Source organism: Bradyrhizobium sp. CCBAU 11361, assembly GCF_028128935.1.
Classification (GTDB): Bacteria; Pseudomonadota; Alphaproteobacteria; order Rhizobiales; family Xanthobacteraceae; genus Bradyrhizobium; species Bradyrhizobium niftali.
This window is the reverse complement of record NZ_LBJZ01000198.1, coordinates 18,755-36,735: the sequence shown is the minus strand read 5'-3', so window position 1 is coordinate 36,735 and position 17,981 is coordinate 18,755. Positions and strand designations below refer to the sequence as shown.

Sequence of the window (17,981 nt, the reverse complement as noted above, 5' to 3'; positions counted from 1 at the left end):
CGATCAGGCCGTCCTGCTGGATACCTGACTTACGCAGATGCCCCGGCACTGCTGACCTGGGGAGGATGCCCTCCGAACGAGAACGAAGTTGTTGGCATTCACGATGAAACCAATAGTGAGAGCATATTAGATGCAGGGCGTGAAGACACCGGAAGACTATGAGGAATTGATCCGTGTCATCCACGATCGCCATGATGACATGAGCAAGTCTTATCAAAAGATTGCCGTCTATCTGACCCAGAACCCGAATGATGTCGCGGTCCTATCGGTAAACGCTATCGCCGATCGCTGCGGCATCCATGCCTCAAGCTTCGTGCGCTTTGCCCAGTCGCTTGGCTATGAAGGTTTCAAGGAGCTCCAGGCCTTATTTCAACGGCGCTTGTCAACCGCCGCCCCGGGTTTCGAGGCACGCATCAAAGCTCTGGACATCGAGTTGGGTGCTCGCGCCGATCGCAGCGAAGTTGGTTTCCTGCGCGACCTCGTGGTCCGTGACATTGCCTCCCTTCAGGACATGCTCGCGGACATTTCGGCTAAGGCTCTCTCGGAGGCGGTGACCCTCCTTGAGAAGGCCGATTCCGTTTTTCTGATTGGGCAATTGCGTTCGGCGCCCGTCGTCGAATTCCTTCGTTACATATTGACCATGCTGGGCAAACGTTGCGTTTTGCTCGACGCAGGCGGCGGACTTGCGACACACATCGCGCGCACGATCCGCAAGAAAGACGTGCTCCTGGCGGTATCGTTCCGGTTCTACGCAAACGAGGTTGTCAATGTCGTGGACGAAGCCGGACGCAATGGGATTCCCATCATCGCGATATCCGACAGCACCTTGTCTCCGCTGGCAAAGAGCGCCCGCGTTCTGTTCGCCGTCCCGGAGCACGAGTACACATTCTCGCGTTCCCTTGCCGCTCCGATGTGCCTTGCTCAGGCCTTGACGGTGGCGCTGGCAGCAAGACTACAGAAGAACGACATCAATCCGCGGATTCCAACAGTTACTAGTCAATAGAACAACTCGATCTGGCTTGCGGTGGCTCGTCACGTTCTCGACTTTCGTCATCCGGCAAGCCACGCAGCGCCTCATAAAACAAGTCGTCGATTGGTTGCAGAGATCATTCGCACCATGTCGGGCGTTGGATGGCGGCCACGTGGAGGAGATGCAATGGATTGTGGCTGTCCAGTCAGAGCGGCCTTTTCAATTGCGACCAGTGCGCGCAAGTCCGCCAAGCCCTCCTCGCCATCAGCCTCGGGCGGCGTTCCAGTCGCGATGCAGTCTGAAAAGTATTCTACCTGCGCACCGAAGTGGTCGATCTGCGGAAAGTTTGTTTCTCGGACATCGCCGTCGCGACGCAGGGTTAGTTTTGTTGCAGTCTCGAACCTGAAGCCGGGGTCGAGTTCGAGATCACCCGACGTTCCGACGACCCGATAAGTGTCGACGGCAGCGGCTCCGAAGCTGGCGACGAATTGCGCTAAACCGCCTGAAGGAAAACGCAGCAAGGCTGCGACAGACGCTTCCACTTCGCGAAAGCGCGGGTCATCGCTCGGTCGGTTCACCATCGCCATTGCCTCGATCGGCTCTTCAGCAAAGATGTGACGAGCCGCATTGACGCAATAGACGCCGACATCCTGGAGCGGCCCACCCCAACTGGCAGCTTTCAGTCTGTGGTTGCCCGCCGCTGCCTGGAAGCTGAACACCGATTGAAAGAACAGCGGTTGGCCGATCGCACCGCTGCGAATGTGCTCGAGGACCGCGACGGTTCCGGGTTCGTTGTGGAGCCTGTACGCCGTCATCAGAAACACACCGGCCTCACGCGCAGCGGTGATCATGGCGAGAGCATCCTGTTCGCTTGTCGCAAGCGGCTTCTCGACCAGGACGTGCTTGCCGGCTCGAGCCGCGCGTATTGCATAGTCTGCGTGCAAGTTGTTGGGCAGAGCAATATACACCGCATCGACGTCAGAGCTACCTAGAAGGGCATCATATCCGTCATAGTCGACGATTCGGCCAACACCATAGAAATCCGCCAACCGGGCGGCCTTATCCCGATCGCCCGTCACGATCGCGCTGACCTTTGAGTTTGCGGATTGCGTCACCCCTGGAAGAAAGGCTTGTTGCGAGATCCAGCCCGCTCCGACGACTGCATACTTGATCATTATATCCTCTCCCGGGTCTCGCGTGCAGCGGCGTTCGCTTGCTATTGGTCAGTCATATAACGGAGGACGCGGTCCATATTTCAGGGTTGCCACCCCACTTCCGGCGAGTGCCTCCGCGACTTGCTCCGCGATGGCGGAGGCCACATAGCCATCCCATGCGCTCGCTCCGACCGAGGTACCGGCTTTCACGGCGCGGACCCAATCAGCCATCTGCCCGCGGTATGCCTCTTCGAACCTCGGCACCCAATTGTCCGGATACGAAAGACCACCAGCTCGGTCCCTGTTCAACAGCGTTAGCGATGGCTGAGCCAGCGATATCGTGCCCTGCCGCCCCACCAGCTCGACATGGACGTGATAGCCGTAGCTGGCGTTCACGAAAACCTCACTCGAAACAATCTCGTCCTTGTCGGTTTTCATCGTGATCATGAGGGGTTCGCCGCCCGGCCCCGCCTCCACGTGCGCAGAAACCATCTCCGATCCCAGGAGCCAACGGCTAGCGTCGATCTCGTGAACGAACGAATTCGTGATGGCCATCGGACCGTTGAACCAATCCGGCGCGCGAACGTTGCGGTGCACGTTGTGCAATAGCACGGACCCACCCAAATGACCGGCGTCTTTGACGCGCTTGATCTCCCGATAGCCGGGGTCAAAGCGGCGCATGTATCCGACCTGAATGAGCTTACGACCCAAACCGACTTCCGCCTTGACCACGTCCAGAGCATCAGCTGCTGAAGACGCCAAGGGCTTTTCGCAGAGAACCGGCTTGCCCGCCGCGATGCAGGCCCGTGTCAGCGCCGCATGTGTTGAATCAGGAGATGCAATCACGATCGCGTCGATCTGATCCGACGCAATTAACGATTGAGGATCGGAAAAGACGATTGCGCCAGAGGCAACTGCCTGCGCCCGAGCCGCGTCCGCATCGAAAATCCCCGCAAGATGAGCCCCAGGTGTCTCGTGCCGGAGTATCCGAGCATGCTCGGCGCCCATCACACCTGTTCCGATGACTCCAATCCCGATGCTCATTTCACCTCCACCCCCAACCTCGTGCCAATACTGACCCGCCAATCCAGCGTAAGACCTGAGCGGTTCCTGGAATGCGGCGACACCCGATCCGTGCGGTTCATGGCACGACCTCATAACCGGCCGACGCCATCAGGCGGATCAGTTCCGCGTGCCCTTTCCTGGCCATTTCCAACGGCGGACTGATCTTCGGATCCTGCTCCGCTTCGACGACGAACCACCCCTCATAGCCATAGGACGCGAGCCGGGCGATGATCGCGACAAAGTCGAGCGAGCCGTCGCCTGGTACGGTAAACGCCCCTTTCACCACCGCGTCGAGGAAACTCTCTCGGTTCCGGTCGAGCTTTTCGATGACGCTGCTGCGGACGTCCTTGGTATGCACATGGCTGATGCGGGAGTGATGTTTGTCGATAACACGCAAGACGTTGCCGCCGGCAAAAGCCATGTGGCCGGCATCGAACAACAGCGGTAACGCCTCTCCCGAATTCGCCATAAGCAGGTCGAGTTCAGCCTCGGTCTCGATTGCCGCAGCCATATGGTGATGGTAGGCGATCGGCATTCCCTGCCCCGCACACCACTCTGCGAAAACCGTCATCTTGCGTCCATATGCCCTGACTTCTTCCTCAGAAAGCTTGGGTTTGGTATCGAGCGGCGCGGAGCGAACCCCCTGGATCGAACGAGCAGTTTCGCCGTAGACGATGCAGGGCGCCTTCGCCGCAATGAAGAAGTCCATCTGGGCACGAATGCGGTCTTTTTCCCGTTCGATGTCGCCGTCGAGCAGAAGGCCGGAGAACCAGCCGCCGCACACGGAAATGCCAAATCGGGCGAGTATCGGCCCGAGTTCGTCCATGTTCATGGGGAAGCGCCGACCGGTTTCCATTCCCGTAAAACCTGCGACACTCGCTTGGCGTAAGCACTCCTCCAGACTCACGTCATCAGACAGCTCGGCAAGATCGTCGTTCCACCAGGCAATGGGGGCAATTCCAAGTTTCGCTTTCATGGCTCATCACACTCCGATGCGCTGCTTTGCGCGGATGGCTTCTTGCTGCTTGCGCGCATCTCGAACCGTCTCGCGCGACGATATTTCGGGCACGCCGACGTCCCAATCGGCGTCGCCAGGAACCCACGAATAGGCGTCCGAGGCGATCGAAAGCACCGTGGTGCGATCGTTGCCTTTGGCCCATTCGAGCGCTGCAACAAGGTCGGCGAGGCTCTCGCAGCGCCGTGCGGCCGCCCCCATGGACTCGGCGTGCTTGGCAAAATCAACGTGAGGAGGATTGTCGCGATTCTGAACCCGACAATCGGTCAACAGATTGTTGAAGCCTGGCACGCCCTTGAATTGTTGTAACCGGTTGATCACCGCAAATCCGCCGTTGTCACAGACCACAACGATCATCTTGTGACCGCTCAGAACCGTCGAGTAGATGTCGGAGTTCATCATCAAATAGGTGCCGTCGCCGACCATCACGATGGGCGTGCCGCCAAGCCCGCCGGGCCCGGAATTGGCCATCGCATGGCCCCAACCGGCGGCGATCTCGTAGCCCATGCAAGAGAAGCCGAACTCGAGATCAAAAGTATTCGGCGCCTTGACGCGCCAGCCCTTTGCCACTTCGCCCGGGAGACCGCCGGCGGCTGAAATCAAGGTATCTTTCTCGCCGGCGGACGCATTCACTGCCTGGACTATCTGGGCGTAGGTCGGTGCCGGAGCATTGCTGGCGGTCTGCAATGACTCGAGCAGCGCGTCCCATTCCCTAAAGAGCATCTGGGCACGCGTCATGTGGGCGGGGTCGACGCGCCACGCGCCGAGCTCCGCGTCCAGCTCTGCAACCGTCTCCCGCGCGTCGCCGACCACCGCCAGCGCACGATGCTTCACCGCATCGAACCTTGCCGCGTTGATCGAGATGAAGCGCGCGTCCGGGCCGAAGGCGGTCCATGAGCCCGTCGTGAAATCCTGAAGACGCGTTCCGATCGCAAGGATCACGTCGGCTTCGGCTGCGAGCGTGTTCGCTGAGGTTGAGCCGATAATGCCGATCGGGCCCGCATGGGCCGGGTGAAAGTGGGTCACGGCGCCCTTGCCGGCGACGGTTTCCACAATAGGAATTCCACGCCTAACCGCGAAATCCGCGACGACATCTCCCGCCAGCGAGTAGCGCACGCCGCCGCCGGAGATGATGATCGGCTTCTTCGCGGTCTTGAGCAGCGCGGCTGCTTCCGCGAGTTTCTGACGGTCGGGACGCGCACGCGGAATGGTCCAGGTTCGAGACTCGAAGAAGGCCTCGGGGTAGTCGAATGCCACTTCCTGGGTGTCCTGAGGCAGAGCGAGAAAGGCCGGGCCACAATCAGCCGGATCGAGCATCGCGGCCACGGCCTGCGGAAGCGAAGAAATGATCTGCGCGGGATGGGTGATCCGATCCCAGTAGCGCGTAACCGCCTTGAAAGCGTCGTTCACCGTAACGGTCGGGTCGCCAAAATGCTCGACCTGCTGAAGAACCGGATCCGGCAGTCGGTTGGTGAACGTATCGCCAGCTATGAGAAGAAGCGGCAAGCGATTTGCGTGAGCTGTTCCCGCCGCCGTGACCATGTTCAGAGCGCCGGGGCCAATGGACGACGTCGCGACCATGATTTGCCGCCGAAGCTTGGCCTTGGCAAAACCAACGGCAGCCAACGCCATCGACTGCTCGTTCTGCCCGCGCCATGTGGGCAGACGATCCTGCACCGCCTCCAGGGCCTCGGACAGGCAGGTCACGTTCCCATGACCAAAAATACCGAACACGCCGGCGAACAGGGGCGAGCGAACGCCTTCGATTTCGGTGAACTGCTGAGTCAGCCATCGCACCACGGCCTGGGCCATGGTGAGTCGGATTGTGGCGCCGGTCATGTAGTCTCCTCCCTCGACGATTTGTGAGGAACATAACCTCGTGCATTGAATATTGACAACCACATTTTTTCGCAACAATTATTGCTATCGACGGCAACGTCAACGACATCCGCGACTCTCTCGATCTGAAACTGGCGCAGGTGGTGTTCTGAGATGATACCGAACAAACTCAAGCTGCTAGGGTCACAAGCACGGCCGACGATCAACGGCTGGTGTTCGATAGGAAACCCCTTCTCCGCCGAGATCATGGCCGCGCAGGGGTACGACTCAATCACCATCGATGTGCAACACGGAGCGCTCGATTATTCGAGTGCTTTGCCGATGTTGCAGGCAATGCGCGCTTCCGGCGTCGTTCCCATGGCGCGCGTCCCCTGGATGGAACCGGGGATCATCGAAGCAGCGCTGTCCACAGCGTTAACCGAGGGGCGGGTTATCGCTACCGGTCTCGACGTCTTCGACGAAGAGCCGCCGGCACCACACCATCCGCTACTCGACTCCGACCAGGTGGTGCTGACGCCCCACATCGCCGGTTTGACACAGCAGGCGGCGGAGAGGATGGCGGTCTCTTCCATTCAAAGCGCGCTCGACTTTTTCGCTGGTCGCCTCAACTCCGACCTCATCGTGAACAGGGATTTCCGACATGACCAAACCGAAGCTTCGCATCGGTCTCATCGGTAGCGGATTCATGGGTAAGGCGCACGCCTTCGCTTACTCCATCGCCGCGCGCGTCTTCGACCTACCTTTCGAGTTGGAACTGCATACGATCGCGGACATCAGCGACGAGGCCGCCGCGAAAGCAGCCTCGGCCCTGGGCTTCGCGCACGCCACCTCGGACTGGCGCTCACTCGTGGTGGACCCAGCCATCGAGGTCGTGAACATCACCGCGCCCAACGCGCTCCACAAGGACATGGCCCTGGCTGCGATTGCCGGCGGCAAACATGTCTATTGCGAAAAGCCACTGGCTCCGCTTGCGACAGATGCCCGCGAAATGGCCGAAGCCGCTGAAGCGGCCGGTGTAAAGACACAAGTCGGTTTCAACTACCTTTGTAACCCGATGCTGCAGCTCGCGCGCGACATGATCGCTGCCGGTGAACTCGGCGAGTTACGCGGCTACCGCGGAGTCCACGCCGAAGATTACATGGCGGACAGCGCTGGGCCGTTCACCTTTCGGCATGATCCGGCTGGTGGCGGCGCGCTGACCGACATCGGCAGCCACGCATTGGCAACGGCCGAGTTCTTAATGGGTCCGGCCGCTGGACCGATCACCCGGGTCATGGGAGATTGCGTCACGATGATCAAGGAACGACCCGACGGCAAAGGCGGCCGGAGGCGCGTCGAAGTCGACGATGTGGGGCGAGCCTTCCTCCGTTTCGCGAACGGTGCCTCCGGTTCGATCGAGGGGAATTGGATTGCAACCGGGCGGAAGATGCAACACGACTTCGAGGTCTATGGAACCAAAGGCGCCCTCGCCTTCAGCCAGGAACGATTCAACGAGTTGCATTTCTTCTCGACCGATGACCGCCGTGGCCGTCAAGGATTCCGCCGGATCGAAGCGAGCCCGGACCATCGGCCATACGGCTTATTCTGCGTCGCGCCCGGCCACCAGCTTGGCTTCAATGACCTGAAAGCGATCGAAGCTGCTGGCTACCTTGACGCTATCGCTGGACGTCAGCCTGAGCCGTTCAACTTCCGTGCCGGCTTGCGCATCCAAACGCTCGTCGAGACCATTCAGTCCTCGAATCGAGTGGGAACATGGAAGGACGTCCCCTGACAACCCAAGAAACCTCAATTGGGATCGCGAGCCTGACGATTGCCGAGGGCTATTCAACATGCTGGCCCGCGCGCCAGCCCATCTCCCAGAAGTCTACCTCGAGTCGGGTGGCTTCCTTGAAGATCGCAATCAGCTCTGCCTCGCGGGCCGGCGTGGCGTAGAGATCGGCGAGATGCTCCATGTGCGCCCGCGCCTTGGCAGCGACCTCCTGGTACGGCGCGCCGGCGTACTCGGCGATCCAGACGCGATAGGCGTTCGTCGCGGCGTCCGCATCGGGTCGCGAGGCGAGCCGTGTGGCGATCTCCGCGTACCCGATCACGCAGGGGGCAAGCGCCACCTTGAGTGCCAGCAGATCGCCGCGCATTCCCGCGTCGAGCACGTAGCGTGTATAGGCCAGCATCTCGGCCGCCGGAGGGGTCTGTTCAAGGTCTGTCGGGGACAGACCCCAATCGGCGCAGAGCTTCACATGCAGGTTCATCTCGACCTCAAGGATGGCCGAAAGGCCGGCCGCTGCTTCACGCATGTCGGCAAGTCTGGGCGACTTGTAGACCGCGAGCGCGTAGGCGCGCGCAAACTCGATGAGGAACAGGTAGTCTTGAACGAGGTAGTGACGAAACGCCGCTTCGGGGAGCGAGCCGTCTGCCAATCCGTTCGTGAAGGGATGCTCGGTGTAGGCCCGCCACTCAACGGATGCTTCTGTCTTGAGACGCTCGAAGAAACTCACGATCCATTTCGCCTGACTTGCTTTTCCATGACTTTTGCTCGCTACCGATAGTGCGCGAACCGGGACGCTGACCTTGGACAGGCCGCGGCGATCAGCCGGCCCGATGGCGTACGAAATTCGCTCACCGTTGGTCGCCGGGACCGACTTGGATTCTCACGCTATCACCAACAGAACGCAATGCCCAAGTCCAAGTTTCGGTTGCAAACGAAGTGCAGCGAACGTGGTCGAATTCACGCGCGTCATGCTGCTCGATCGGGCCGGCTGCGACCTGTTGACGATCTGCGACATCATCGAGAAGCCTGCTGGCCGCTTAGGTACGCCGCGGCCTCGCGTGGGGAGCCGCGAGCGATCTTCCCTCCGCGTTCGCAGCCATGCGGCAGGGAGGCGGCTCCAAGGCAGTTGCGGACGGCAAAACTTCTGTACCGACCATCGTTTTCCATGGTGATCGCTCGGTGGGTAGTCTGGCTTGTTCTCAGGCTGACGCCGTTGAGCATGGGTCAGGAAGATCGCCAGTTAGACGTTTGTTGGCTGGAGTTGCTACCTAAAATCATCATCGACATCGCAGAACGTGCGATTGATCTCAGTTCATGCGGGATCAACAATGCACCGGCTTGGAACGCCACGTCACAAAGCCTGTTGTCCTTCAGAAATGACCGTTGTGGTCGCACCCCCATTTTCTTGGAGCGTCAGATGAGCAAACGCAAACCGGCGACAGGGCCAAAGCGCGCCCGCAATCCGAAAATGGCCGCGCGGGCCCAACGGAACAAGCAGGCCATTGTTAGAAGCCCGAAAGAGAATTTACTTCGCTCTGTTGCGGCAGTCTCGATTGAACCGCCTCCTGAGCTTCATGATGATCCTAAACACGAGGTTCCTATCATTGAGCCTCGGGTGGATGCCTTACCAGATGACCCCAGTCAGAGAATGACGGATAGCGATCCAACGAAAGGCTTTGCTTTAGCGACGGCAAACATGCAGGCGTATCAAGCGAAGCTTCTTGAGATAGCCGGGGCCAACGCGCAATTTGCCTTTGAATTCGGCCTGAGACTTGCGACGATCAGGTCACCAACTGAATTTTTCGGCGTCATTACGGAGTTTACAAGCAGACGGGTCGATATGTTCGGGCAGCAATCGAAAGAACTGGCGGCATATCCGTTCTGGCGCATCAAGCCGCCCCGAGAGCTCACGGCTCTGCCGGAACGATAACTGCAAACCTGCTACGGCAAAGGATGGACGCAAATACGGATCACGCACGCGCCGATCACGGTTGCTTGCTTTCGGCTGGGGAGCGCCGCTCACAACGAGGGAGCGTCAAGTCTCCTGAAGAACGCCTTGCATGGCGAAACATCGATCGGCCAAGTCATCAATCGGCCAAGTCTGGGAAATCAAGGGGTTACGCTGGATTTGGTAGCGGGAGAGGGACTCGAACCCCCGACCCCAGGATTATGATTCCCGTGCTCTAACGGTTTGAGTCCTTGATGAGTCCTCGCAGCGGGCATTTTGCGTCGATTTCGCCCGAAATACCAGGGAAGAGCCCACCCCGTCAGGCACTTGCAAGGGCGATTTTCCCACCCTCCCCGCCGCTCTGTGCTACGATATTGCTACGGCAGGGGTCACGGAGGTGGCCATGTCACGCGCAGGAAGACGGGTTGAGAAGTCGACACGGGTTCTGATCAGCGAGGAGATCGTCGCCGACGCGCTGGCACGTGCAGCGCGCGCCAAGGACTCGAATGAGTTCTACGACTACTGCGACACGGAGCAACGCTACCTGATCCTGCGCCAACGCGGGCCCCGCGTCGGCTGGTTCGTCCGGGCCAACGGACAGATGAAGCGGATCGGCAACGCCAAACGCGAGCCCGGCGACGACGGCTATCTTGCTGTGAAAAAGGCGCGGCACGCCGCCGGCGAGCGCTACTATGCGATGCGATCGGGCCGACGCCCGCACACAAAGGGTTGGACCTGGGCCGACCTCGACCGCGAATTCCAGGCCTCGCGACGCGTCAAGCGCAAGAAGGGCAAGCGCGTCAAACCGCCGGCGCCTAGCACCTTGAGCGACATCGCGGGGTGCTTCGACAAGCCCCAGTTCGCCGCCTGGCAGGCCAAGAGGCTGACCAATCTGACCGACGTTGACCTGATCGAACTGCTCGATGCCGTCCACCTCGAGCGAGGGCACGGCGCCTGCTGCAAGACACTCGCCTGGGTTCGGGCCGCGCTGACCTGGGCCCGTTCCGAACGAACCATCGAGAGCGGACTCGTCGGCGTCGTGCCTTGGTGGGAGCAGATCAAGCCGCCGCAGCCGACGGCCGATGAAATCGAGGAGATGGAGGACCGCGATCGCGAATTCAACGCCGCAAGGGCGGCGTTCAAGATCGAGGCGCTGGGTCAGCTGCTCGTTATCCACGAACGCTATTGCGCCGGTCGCAGCGGAAACCGGAAAGTCTCGCCTGCGGTCCGAGCCAGCCTGTGGTGGCTGGTGTTCACGCTCAACCGGAAATACACCTGCACCCAGCTCAGGCGGAGCAAGCTGCAATATGTCGATCCGCTGAACCCGTATTCCACGACGGCCCAACCCTGGGGCACGGCCGAATGGCCGGCGGAGGGAGTTAAGAACAAGCGTCGCTTCATGCTCCCGATCCCGCCATTCCTGCTCCACATCGTGCGCTGTTGCGAGCGAGATTTTGAAGCGCTCATCGGCAAAAAACGCGGCCTGCGCAGCAGAAGCGATTGGATGTTCGCCTCCTCCCGAAGAAGGAGCCGCCGCAATCACCCCCAAAACCCGGATCCGGGGCTCTATCCGAGCAGCCTAAATGCGCATTTGCGCGCCATGGGCGGCAGGAAGAAGAACAGCAAGGGTGAATACACGGAAGACTATTTGCGAGATCTACCGCGCTTCTGGCCGCAGCTCGTGCGGACGATAGGAACGGATTTCCTGAAGGAGCATCCCGACAAGGTGTCCGGGGCGGCGGTCTCGGCGCTGCTCGGCCACGTTTTGCCGCACGACCGAAATGATCCGGACGACGAGATGTCCGAGGTCACCCGGGAGTTCTACCTCACGAGCCAAGAAATGCCATTGAAGACCGAAGCGATGAAATTGTGGAGCGACGCGGTACTGCTGGCCTACGTCAAGGCCGGAGGCACGTTGCCCATGCCGCACGAACTCGACCCGGACCATCCGGAGAAGCTGGACTGGCCGCTGCCGAAGCTGCCGCCCGTCGCGGGACCGCAGCAGCACCGTGGCGGTGCGCAGCCTCGCGGCGCGCGCGGTTCACGACCGGCGACAAACCGCGGCAAACGGCACCAACGCCAGCGGCGATACTTCGCAGGGCGTGAGTTGGTGCCGTGTCGGGCCGCCACTCTCGGAAGCACCGGTCGGCCCCGGCCCGAGGCGGCCGTCGGCCCCTCGCTGAAGCCATGGACGTTTCCGATGCCAGGCAACGCTTCGGTGAGGGCCGCGTGCTCGCAAGCGATGTCGTCGTCTCTGCTCGTCGCCACGCCCTACCGAACCGTAGCGACTGCATTTGTTCGCTGTGGAACGGAAAAGGACTAGGACACGTACAAACCGTGACGGCCGATCAAGACGCACTCACGTCTCGATCTGCCCCCGCGGCCGCATCGTAGATCTTGACTTGCAGCATGGGAAATCGCCGCTTCAGATCCCGCGTCCCGATTTCCACTCCATCTCTCGTCGCGAAATCGGTCTTCACAAGGCCGTCGATGATGATTGCGTAACCGCTGGTAGGCAGATTTCGGCTCGACTTTGACATCTTCGGTTCAGGTACCAAATTTGGGGTATCCGGATTATCGTGTGGAATGACCTTACGCCGTGGCCTTGACGGTCGTGGGAGCTTCTAATCCTGTCCGGATCTGTTGTGGCACCGCGGGAATTGGCTCACGCTTGCCGATATAGCATGATCGGAACTCCCGGAACAAGTTGGCTCAGGAAGTCGAAGTCGCCGACATTCCCTGTTAATACGCTGGCACCGATACCCCGTGCCTGAAGATAGATGAGCGCATCGTTGAGGTATTTCCGCTCGTGACCCGCACCCTTCGGCGCGCCGCTGAGACGAAAGAGCTCGCCCGCAAGCATTCCCGCTTCGCCCCATATCGCTGTATCCGGAGCTTGCAAGCGATGCTGCGGAATGTCTTCAATCACATCCCGTACCGTTTGCAGAACCCCACTCGTTGAGGGGTGAGCCGGATCGAGCCGCCCAAACACATGCGTTAGTTCGGCAAGGCAGACGGCCGAGTGGTGGCAGACGCGATATGTCAGCAATTCATCGACAGCGTCCGGCGTGCGTGCCTGCAAGACGTCGAGGTAAACGCTGGTATCGAGAATTACCGGGCCGCCGATGAGCGGCTCGTCGGATGCCCAGGCAAGCTCGGAATCTGCTCGTCGCGTCAACCGCTCCAAGCGCTTGTGCCGCAACGTTCCGTCGAGATCAAATGGCAAGATCGATATCTGCCGGGATGCTTCCCTTGCGCCTGACAAGACGCGCGCCGAAATCGTCTTCGAGTGCCAAACGCGACAACGCGAGCTCTAGAAGTTCGGTATCGGAAGATACGTGAGCCCGCTTCTTTGCCGCTTCGATCAGGCCTGCCGGCACGCGCCCGGACAAGCGCGTGTTCTTGGCCTTACCGAGCAGCCCGACGGCGCGCGCCTGCTCGAGCACGAGCCGGTTGCGCGTAAGCGCAATGCGCTTCTCGGTCTCTGTCGACGTGCGGGTCCGCGCAACCATGACAACCTCCAACCGTTGAACAAATGATAGCAGCTGTTCAACACTTTTGCAAGGCCGGAAACAAGGGCCCAGCGATCGGTGCGCGACCACCGCGCCGCGCTCGCGATCCTCTGCTGCTACATCGTCAGAGTTCGCCGCGGCTCGATCTCGGCGCAGCCTGAGGATGTTCGCCACCGGCAATTGGGCCACTTGCAGTGCTGGTATTGCAGCGATGCCTCCAGCTTCCAGATATTAAGCGCGTACCTGACTGAGGCCGGAAAGCCACCGGCGGCTTGGCCCCGACCCGGCGATGTATCAACACGAAATTCTTCCGAATGGCCAAAATTTGCTGACTGGCTTCTTGCTTAGAGTGAGTCTCCCGGTGCAGGCAAGCACGGCAGCATCGATCTTCCGCAGCTTTTCGATGTCCGCTTCAACGTCCAACCGAATTGGCTTGCCGCAAGGATCCGCAGGTCGATCTGACCATCGAGGGACGCTATATTCCCAAAAGATTTTGCCTCTCATGATTCGACCTATGCCAAAGCGATTGTTGCGCCTTCGTGGAAGCCTTCCACGGCGCCCAGGTAGCTGACACGGTCTTTAAGCCTGGCCGCGACGTCTCCGGCTTCCGTACCGGCCCACAAGGCATGGGCCACACCCTTCTGACATTCCCCGACATCGATGCCGCCCTGGCCTTCTACAAGGACCTGCTGGGGTTTCGCATCAGCGACTTCATGGTTGCCCCGCTGAAGGCCTACTTCATGCATGTCAACGCACGCCACCACAGCGTGGCTCTCGTGGCAGCGCCAGTGCGCAGCATGCATCACCTGCTCGTCGAGTACTATCAGCTCGACGATGTCGGCCAGGGCTACGATCTGCTGCAGAGCACCCCGGAGCAAATCGTCGCCACACTCGGCCGCCACCCCAACGACCTTATGACGTCGTATTACATGCGCACCCCGTCGGATATCTACGTGGAATGCGGCTGGGGCGGCAGGGAGGTCGACGACGTAACGCCGCCCGTGGAGATGACCAACCTCGGCAGCTTCTGGGGCCACAAGGGCCTGTTCGAGGACATCGGCGCGCCCACCCCACATGCTGAGACGCGCCGCGCCCCTGTTCAGGTGATGGAAGGCAACTACGAACGCATGGCTGGCACCTGTCCGTGGTGGGATGCGATGCGCGGCAAGACCCGCTAACGCCGTGTTCGGCGCTGAAAGCATTGCCGGACCTCGATGTCTCAGTCGGGTCAAAATGCGAAAAACTCAACCTGAGCAAATTCAGTCCGCTATGCCCTGTTGAACGGACCTCAAGGAGGCGTGCCGCCACTTCGCTGATGGGCCAGGAACAGACCTCGCTCGGGCAAAGAAACCGAACATCTCCGGCGCCAAGCAACTCTTGATCGAGCCGAGACTGCGTCATCGCCGTACTACCGATCGCAACGCCTTCGCGAGCGGATGGCGTCCCGCATGATGTGCCACCCGAAATCAAGGAAGCGATGCTCGCGGCGGCTTATGGCCGCAAACTTGTCGATCGTCTTGCTGCGCTTCAGAACGAGGCAATGCTACTCATCGTCGCGCGGTTTTTCACCGCGCGGCAAGGTGACTTATGCGGCACCGACACGCAGGTCGCGCGGGTGTTTGGCGCCCGGATATCGGGTGACGCTCCGGATCGAGTGAGCGTGCCGGATGATGTCCATCAGCGTGATGGTTTCTTCTAAAAGAGAGCTCTCAGCTGCTCCCACTTGGCCTCGATCCACCTCAATGCTATGAGAAGAGGCTTCTGTAGAACAGGGATGTCCTGTGCGATAAGAAGAAGGCCTAGAGGCAGCATCCAGAGTCCGAAGATAGGCAGAAAGCTGAAGACGCCTCCTAGGATGAGCAAACAGGCGACAACGACACGGACCAAAAACGAGGATGGTTCTTGTAGCCACAGAATGAAGGTCGACACCTTCGTGGGCACCCGTCGCCGGAACAATTCAAAGTATCTATCCAATTCCGCTTTGACGGAAGCCATCAATTCGACCTTCTCTGATACCAGGACGCGGCAACTCGCTCGAAATCCGCGACTAAATCAAAATATCTGTACGGAAAGCGTTCCAAACCCTTCGGCTTCTCAATGGAGATGACGGACGATCCGTCTGCGGACAGTCAGGGCCGAGACCTTGCCGGCACTGGACCAGTTTCTCCATGGTGGCTTCGAAAGACCGCCTGCCAAATTTCCTCAGGCTTGCGCAGGGCAGATGATAGCCGGCAAGCGCGGGTATGACGGGTAGCCCTCGCCTAAAGCGTATCCGGTGTGCGTCGAGGTGAGCTTTGATCCTCGTTGAGCAATTCCTGCTCGGCCAAACGCCAAAAGTCTTCGTCTCGGCCCTCTGGCTTACCTGCCTGCTCCCACAACTCGTAGGCCCGGGCCGCAATGCTCTCGTCAATCCGATGGTTCATTTGTAGCCCCTTCTTGTTCGTGCTCAATTGAGTCGCTTGGGATCGGTGTCAATTTCTACAATGACCGCCTCGATGTCGGGTACGCCATCCACGTCGCTGTTGCAGACACACGGCATACCGGCGCCACACTGGCAGCCTCCCGCACCTTCGGTCCACGCCTTGTCCGGATGATTTTCGCAGACCCAACCGAGACCATGGCAAACTGGGCAATGGGAATTGGTCATGCTGCGATCACCCGTCGATGGCGTTGGTAGGCTTCGATGGCGCGGTTCGCGAGCATCAGCTTTCTATGTTCTCCCTTGAGGACCATCGCATCGACAGTCCTCAGGAGAAAGCGGCTGGCTTCTGAAGCATTCCCAATCTCGCCCGTACGCTCCAGATAATTCCAGGCGATCTTTATGGAAGACTCAATCAGCCAAGGGATAGGTTCACTCATTAAAGCAGAACCCGCAGCACCGCCCGCCGTTCCTAGTGGACTGTCGACCGGTACTTCGCCTCGACGACCTCCACGTTGGCTCGCAGTCCTGCTTTGTGAAGTCTTAGGAGGCCTTGCGCCAACTGCCGCAGATCGTTTCGAGCGGGGCCGACCGGCGTCTTGCGAGCCCGCCCAAGCAGTAGAGCCGCGTGAACTATCAACGGAGATTTTTTCATTTTGGCGGCTGCAAGCCAGGGGACCTGAGCCAGTCATTCATGTGCGAAGCTGTTTCTGCCTGCTTCGCTTTGCGAAGAAGATGTTCGCGTTCGAGACCCGGCGGCATTGCCTGGACCTCCGCCCTCAACCTCTCGGCTTCCCTTGCAAGACGTTCATCCAAAGTTTCGGTTTGTTTGAAACGACGCCGTTTCTGCATGGCGCGCTCCTTTCGTTCGAGAAAGCTGGGAGCGCAATTGGCGTTCTCATCACCGATATAAGCACGATCCGCGCGGTGATAGAGTCATCGTACACCTCAAGTCGGAAACTAGACCTAACAAACGTCAAGACCTGGAGAATCCTTTTAGGGCACTGGCACGCAGCAGTCCTTCTGACGTGATATCGCGATACTCAATTTCTGCTGTAAAAACAGGCTCAACCCAGGTAGCTTTCGGCTTCTTGAGTTGCTTACTCAGTTTACTCTTTGGACTAATCACGGTGTCGAGAGCCCGACGCATCTTGCCGGACGTAGTCGGGTCCCAGCCCGTTCCGACCTTGCCCATATAGACAAGCTTCTTACCTTCCTTTTTTCCTAAATATAGTGCGGCGACGCCGGATGGATCTTTGATGCATCCGACCACGGGAAATTGCCCTTCAGCCGTCTCCCTACCCGTCGCCGTTGACCGTGACAGACAAAGCGCGCCCAGCCCTGATTTGTTCCTCGCTCCACTTCGGCTATGCTGCTGAAATGAAGGACAGTTATGCGGGACGAACAAATCGATTTCCGCTTGCGGACTACGGGCAAGACCGGGTCTTATCTCGCGGTTCCGAGCGCATGCGATGACCATTTACACCGTCCACCACAGCACTGTTTATCGCTATCCCACGCCCGTAAAGCTTGGGCAGCATCAAATGCTCTTTCGTCCGCGAGATAGCTTTGATCAGCGGCTGCTCGACTGCCAACTTGTGGTAAAACCGGATCCCGTCGAAATTCGCTGGATACATGACGTCTTCGGCAATTGCCTCACGCTGGTTGACTTCAATACTTTGGCAGAGGTGCTGGAGTTTGAAACGACAATTCGTCTTGAGCATACTCCAGAGAACGCTCCAGACTTTCGGATCGAGGAATACGCCCGGGAGCATCCGTTCGCTTATGACGGCAACGAGCTGCCGGATTTAGACCCATACATCCGTCGCCATTATCCAAGCGATACAGCCGTCGACGAATGGCTTTCCAAGTTCATGGGGCCTGGCGTTAACCGACCCACCGGGCGGTTACTCATGACGCTCAACGAGGCGATCGCAGAGGGATTTTCCTACCGGCGCCGCACGATGCGAGGTACACAAACACCCGCGGAAACCATAGGCCTTCAACAGGGGACCTGCCGAGATTTCGCATTTCTAATGATGGAAGCCGCGCGCTCGCTCGGCTTCGCCGCCCGCTTCATCACCGGGTACGTCTATGTGCCCGATCGCGATGGACCGGTCCGGCTCGGAGGTGGCTCGACACACGCTTGGTGTTCAATCTACGTCCCGGGCTCGGGCTGGGTAGAGTTCGACCCAACCAACGGAATAGTCGGGAATTCGATGTTGTACTGCGGCACGTTCGGGTTCTTTACGGGGCGCTCCAGGAGATAGGCGGCCACGTTCGGATCGAAC

General features: G+C 59.6%; 19 protein-coding genes, 1 tRNA gene and 1 pseudogene. 9 read left to right on the top strand and 12 right to left on the bottom strand.

Annotation, left to right across the window (positions count from 1 at the left end):
- Positions 1-130 precede the first annotated feature (130 nt).
- Positions 131-1,003: a MurR/RpiR family transcriptional regulator gene (locus XI08_RS39975; protein WP_271578651.1), complete on the top strand. Its 873-nt coding sequence runs from the start codon at positions 131-133 to the stop codon at positions 1,001-1,003.
- 71 nt (positions 1,004-1,074) lie between these two features.
- On the opposite strand, the gene XI08_RS39970 is transcribed toward XI08_RS39975, so the two are convergent.
- The 4 genes from XI08_RS39970 to iolD all read right to left on the bottom strand — a co-directional run bounded on the left by XI08_RS39970 (position 1,075) and on the right by iolD (position 6,043).
- Positions 1,075-2,145, bottom strand: coding sequence for a Gfo/Idh/MocA family protein (locus XI08_RS39970; RefSeq protein ID WP_271578650.1), 1,071 nt, complete (start codon positions 2,143-2,145; stop codon positions 1,075-1,077).
- A gap of 48 nt (positions 2,146-2,193) precedes the next feature.
- Positions 2,194-3,168, bottom strand: coding sequence for a Gfo/Idh/MocA family oxidoreductase (locus XI08_RS39965; RefSeq protein WP_271578649.1), 975 nt, complete (start codon positions 3,166-3,168; stop codon positions 2,194-2,196).
- A gap of 97 nt (positions 3,169-3,265) precedes the next feature.
- Positions 3,266-4,165, bottom strand: a complete 900-nt coding sequence (gene iolE / locus XI08_RS39960) for a myo-inosose-2 dehydratase (protein ID WP_027545003.1) — start codon at positions 4,163-4,165, stop codon at positions 3,266-3,268.
- Between the two features lie 6 nt (positions 4,166-4,171).
- Positions 4,172-6,043 carry a 3D-(3,5/4)-trihydroxycyclohexane-1,2-dione acylhydrolase (decyclizing) gene (gene iolD / locus XI08_RS39955; RefSeq protein WP_271578648.1) on the bottom strand — a complete coding sequence of 624 codons (1,872 nt, stop codon included), beginning with the start codon at positions 6,041-6,043 and terminating at the stop codon, positions 4,172-4,174.
- Positions 6,044-6,196: 153 nt separating this feature from the next.
- Here iolD and XI08_RS39950 point away from each other — a divergent pair, with 153 nt between their 5' ends.
- Both XI08_RS39950 and XI08_RS39945 read left to right on the top strand, forming a co-directional pair.
- On the top strand, positions 6,197-6,721 hold the full coding sequence (locus XI08_RS39950; RefSeq protein ID WP_271578647.1) for an NAD(P)-dependent oxidoreductase: 525 nt from the start codon (positions 6,197-6,199) through the stop codon (positions 6,719-6,721).
- Positions 6,684-7,814, top strand: coding sequence for a Gfo/Idh/MocA family protein (locus tag XI08_RS39945; RefSeq protein ID WP_271578646.1), 1,131 nt, complete (start codon positions 6,684-6,686; stop codon positions 7,812-7,814). Before XI08_RS39950 ends, XI08_RS39945 begins: the two co-directional genes overlap by 38 nt.
- A gap of 49 nt (positions 7,815-7,863) precedes the next feature.
- Here the strand turns inward: XI08_RS39945 and tenA are convergent, their stop codons facing one another.
- Entirely contained in the window at positions 7,864-8,538 is a 675-nt protein-coding gene (tenA, locus tag XI08_RS39940; RefSeq protein ID WP_271578645.1) for a thiaminase II, read from the bottom strand.
- A gap of 314 nt (positions 8,539-8,852) precedes the next feature.
- Between tenA and XI08_RS46490 the strand changes: the two are divergent.
- Both XI08_RS46490 and XI08_RS39930 read left to right on the top strand, forming a co-directional pair.
- A pseudogene (locus XI08_RS46490) lies at positions 8,853-8,987 on the top strand (esterase); the annotation flags it as partial.
- Between the two features lie 37 nt (positions 8,988-9,024).
- The gene (locus XI08_RS39930; RefSeq protein WP_271578644.1) at positions 9,025-9,741 is read left to right on the top strand and encodes a phasin family protein; all 717 of its coding nucleotides are present in this window, start codon (positions 9,025-9,027) and stop codon (positions 9,739-9,741) included.
- Between the two features lie 199 nt (positions 9,742-9,940).
- Here XI08_RS39930 and XI08_RS39925 read toward each other — a convergent pair.
- Positions 9,941-10,080 (bottom strand) — tRNA-Met (locus XI08_RS39925).
- Positions 10,081-10,162: 82 nt separating this feature from the next.
- Here XI08_RS39925 and XI08_RS39920 point away from each other — a divergent pair.
- Positions 10,163-12,082, top strand: a complete 1,920-nt coding sequence (locus XI08_RS39920) for a hypothetical protein (RefSeq protein ID WP_271578643.1) — start codon at positions 10,163-10,165, stop codon at positions 12,080-12,082.
- A 342-nt stretch (positions 12,083-12,424) separates the two neighbouring features.
- On the opposite strand, the gene XI08_RS39915 is transcribed toward XI08_RS39920, so the two are convergent.
- The gene (locus XI08_RS39915) at positions 12,425-12,985 is read right to left on the bottom strand and encodes a type II toxin-antitoxin system VapC family toxin (RefSeq protein ID WP_271578642.1); all 561 of its coding nucleotides are present in this window, start codon (positions 12,983-12,985) and stop codon (positions 12,425-12,427) included.
- The gene (locus XI08_RS39910; RefSeq protein ID WP_271578870.1) at positions 12,975-13,271 is read right to left on the bottom strand and encodes a hypothetical protein; all 297 of its coding nucleotides are present in this window, start codon (positions 13,269-13,271) and stop codon (positions 12,975-12,977) included. The genes XI08_RS39915 and XI08_RS39910 overlap by 11 nt, the downstream gene beginning before the upstream one ends.
- Before the next feature lie 539 nt (positions 13,272-13,810).
- Between XI08_RS39910 and XI08_RS39905 the strand changes: the two genes are divergently transcribed.
- Positions 13,811-14,449, top strand: a complete 639-nt coding sequence (locus tag XI08_RS39905; protein WP_271578641.1) for a VOC family protein — start codon at positions 13,811-13,813, stop codon at positions 14,447-14,449.
- 275 nt (positions 14,450-14,724) lie between these two features.
- On the top strand, positions 14,725-14,970 hold the full coding sequence (locus XI08_RS39900) for a hypothetical protein (RefSeq protein ID WP_271578640.1): 246 nt from the start codon (positions 14,725-14,727) through the stop codon (positions 14,968-14,970).
- Positions 14,971-15,532: 562 nt separating this feature from the next.
- Here the strand turns inward: XI08_RS39900 and XI08_RS39890 are convergent.
- The 4 genes from XI08_RS39890 to XI08_RS39875 form a co-directional block, all read right to left on the bottom strand.
- On the bottom strand, positions 15,533-15,694 hold the full coding sequence (locus XI08_RS39890; protein ID WP_074077757.1) for a DUF2934 domain-containing protein: 162 nt from the start codon (positions 15,692-15,694) through the stop codon (positions 15,533-15,535).
- A 220-nt stretch (positions 15,695-15,914) separates the two neighbouring features.
- Positions 15,915-16,130: a hypothetical protein gene (locus tag XI08_RS39885; protein ID WP_074077371.1), complete on the bottom strand. Its 216-nt coding sequence runs from the start codon at positions 16,128-16,130 to the stop codon at positions 15,915-15,917.
- A 211-nt stretch (positions 16,131-16,341) separates the two neighbouring features.
- Positions 16,342-16,542 carry a hypothetical protein gene (locus tag XI08_RS39880; protein ID WP_074077372.1) on the bottom strand — a complete coding sequence of 67 codons (201 nt, stop codon included), beginning with the start codon at positions 16,540-16,542 and terminating at the stop codon, positions 16,342-16,344.
- A gap of 124 nt (positions 16,543-16,666) precedes the next feature.
- Positions 16,667-16,963, bottom strand: a complete 297-nt coding sequence (locus XI08_RS39875; RefSeq protein ID WP_271578638.1) for an ATP dependent DNA ligase — start codon at positions 16,961-16,963, stop codon at positions 16,667-16,669.
- A 199-nt stretch (positions 16,964-17,162) separates the two neighbouring features.
- On the opposite strand from XI08_RS39875, the gene XI08_RS39870 reads away from it, so the two are divergent.
- On the top strand, positions 17,163-17,960 hold the full coding sequence (locus tag XI08_RS39870) for a transglutaminase family protein (RefSeq protein ID WP_271578637.1): 798 nt from the start codon (positions 17,163-17,165) through the stop codon (positions 17,958-17,960).
- Positions 17,961-17,981: the final 21 nt, after the last annotated feature.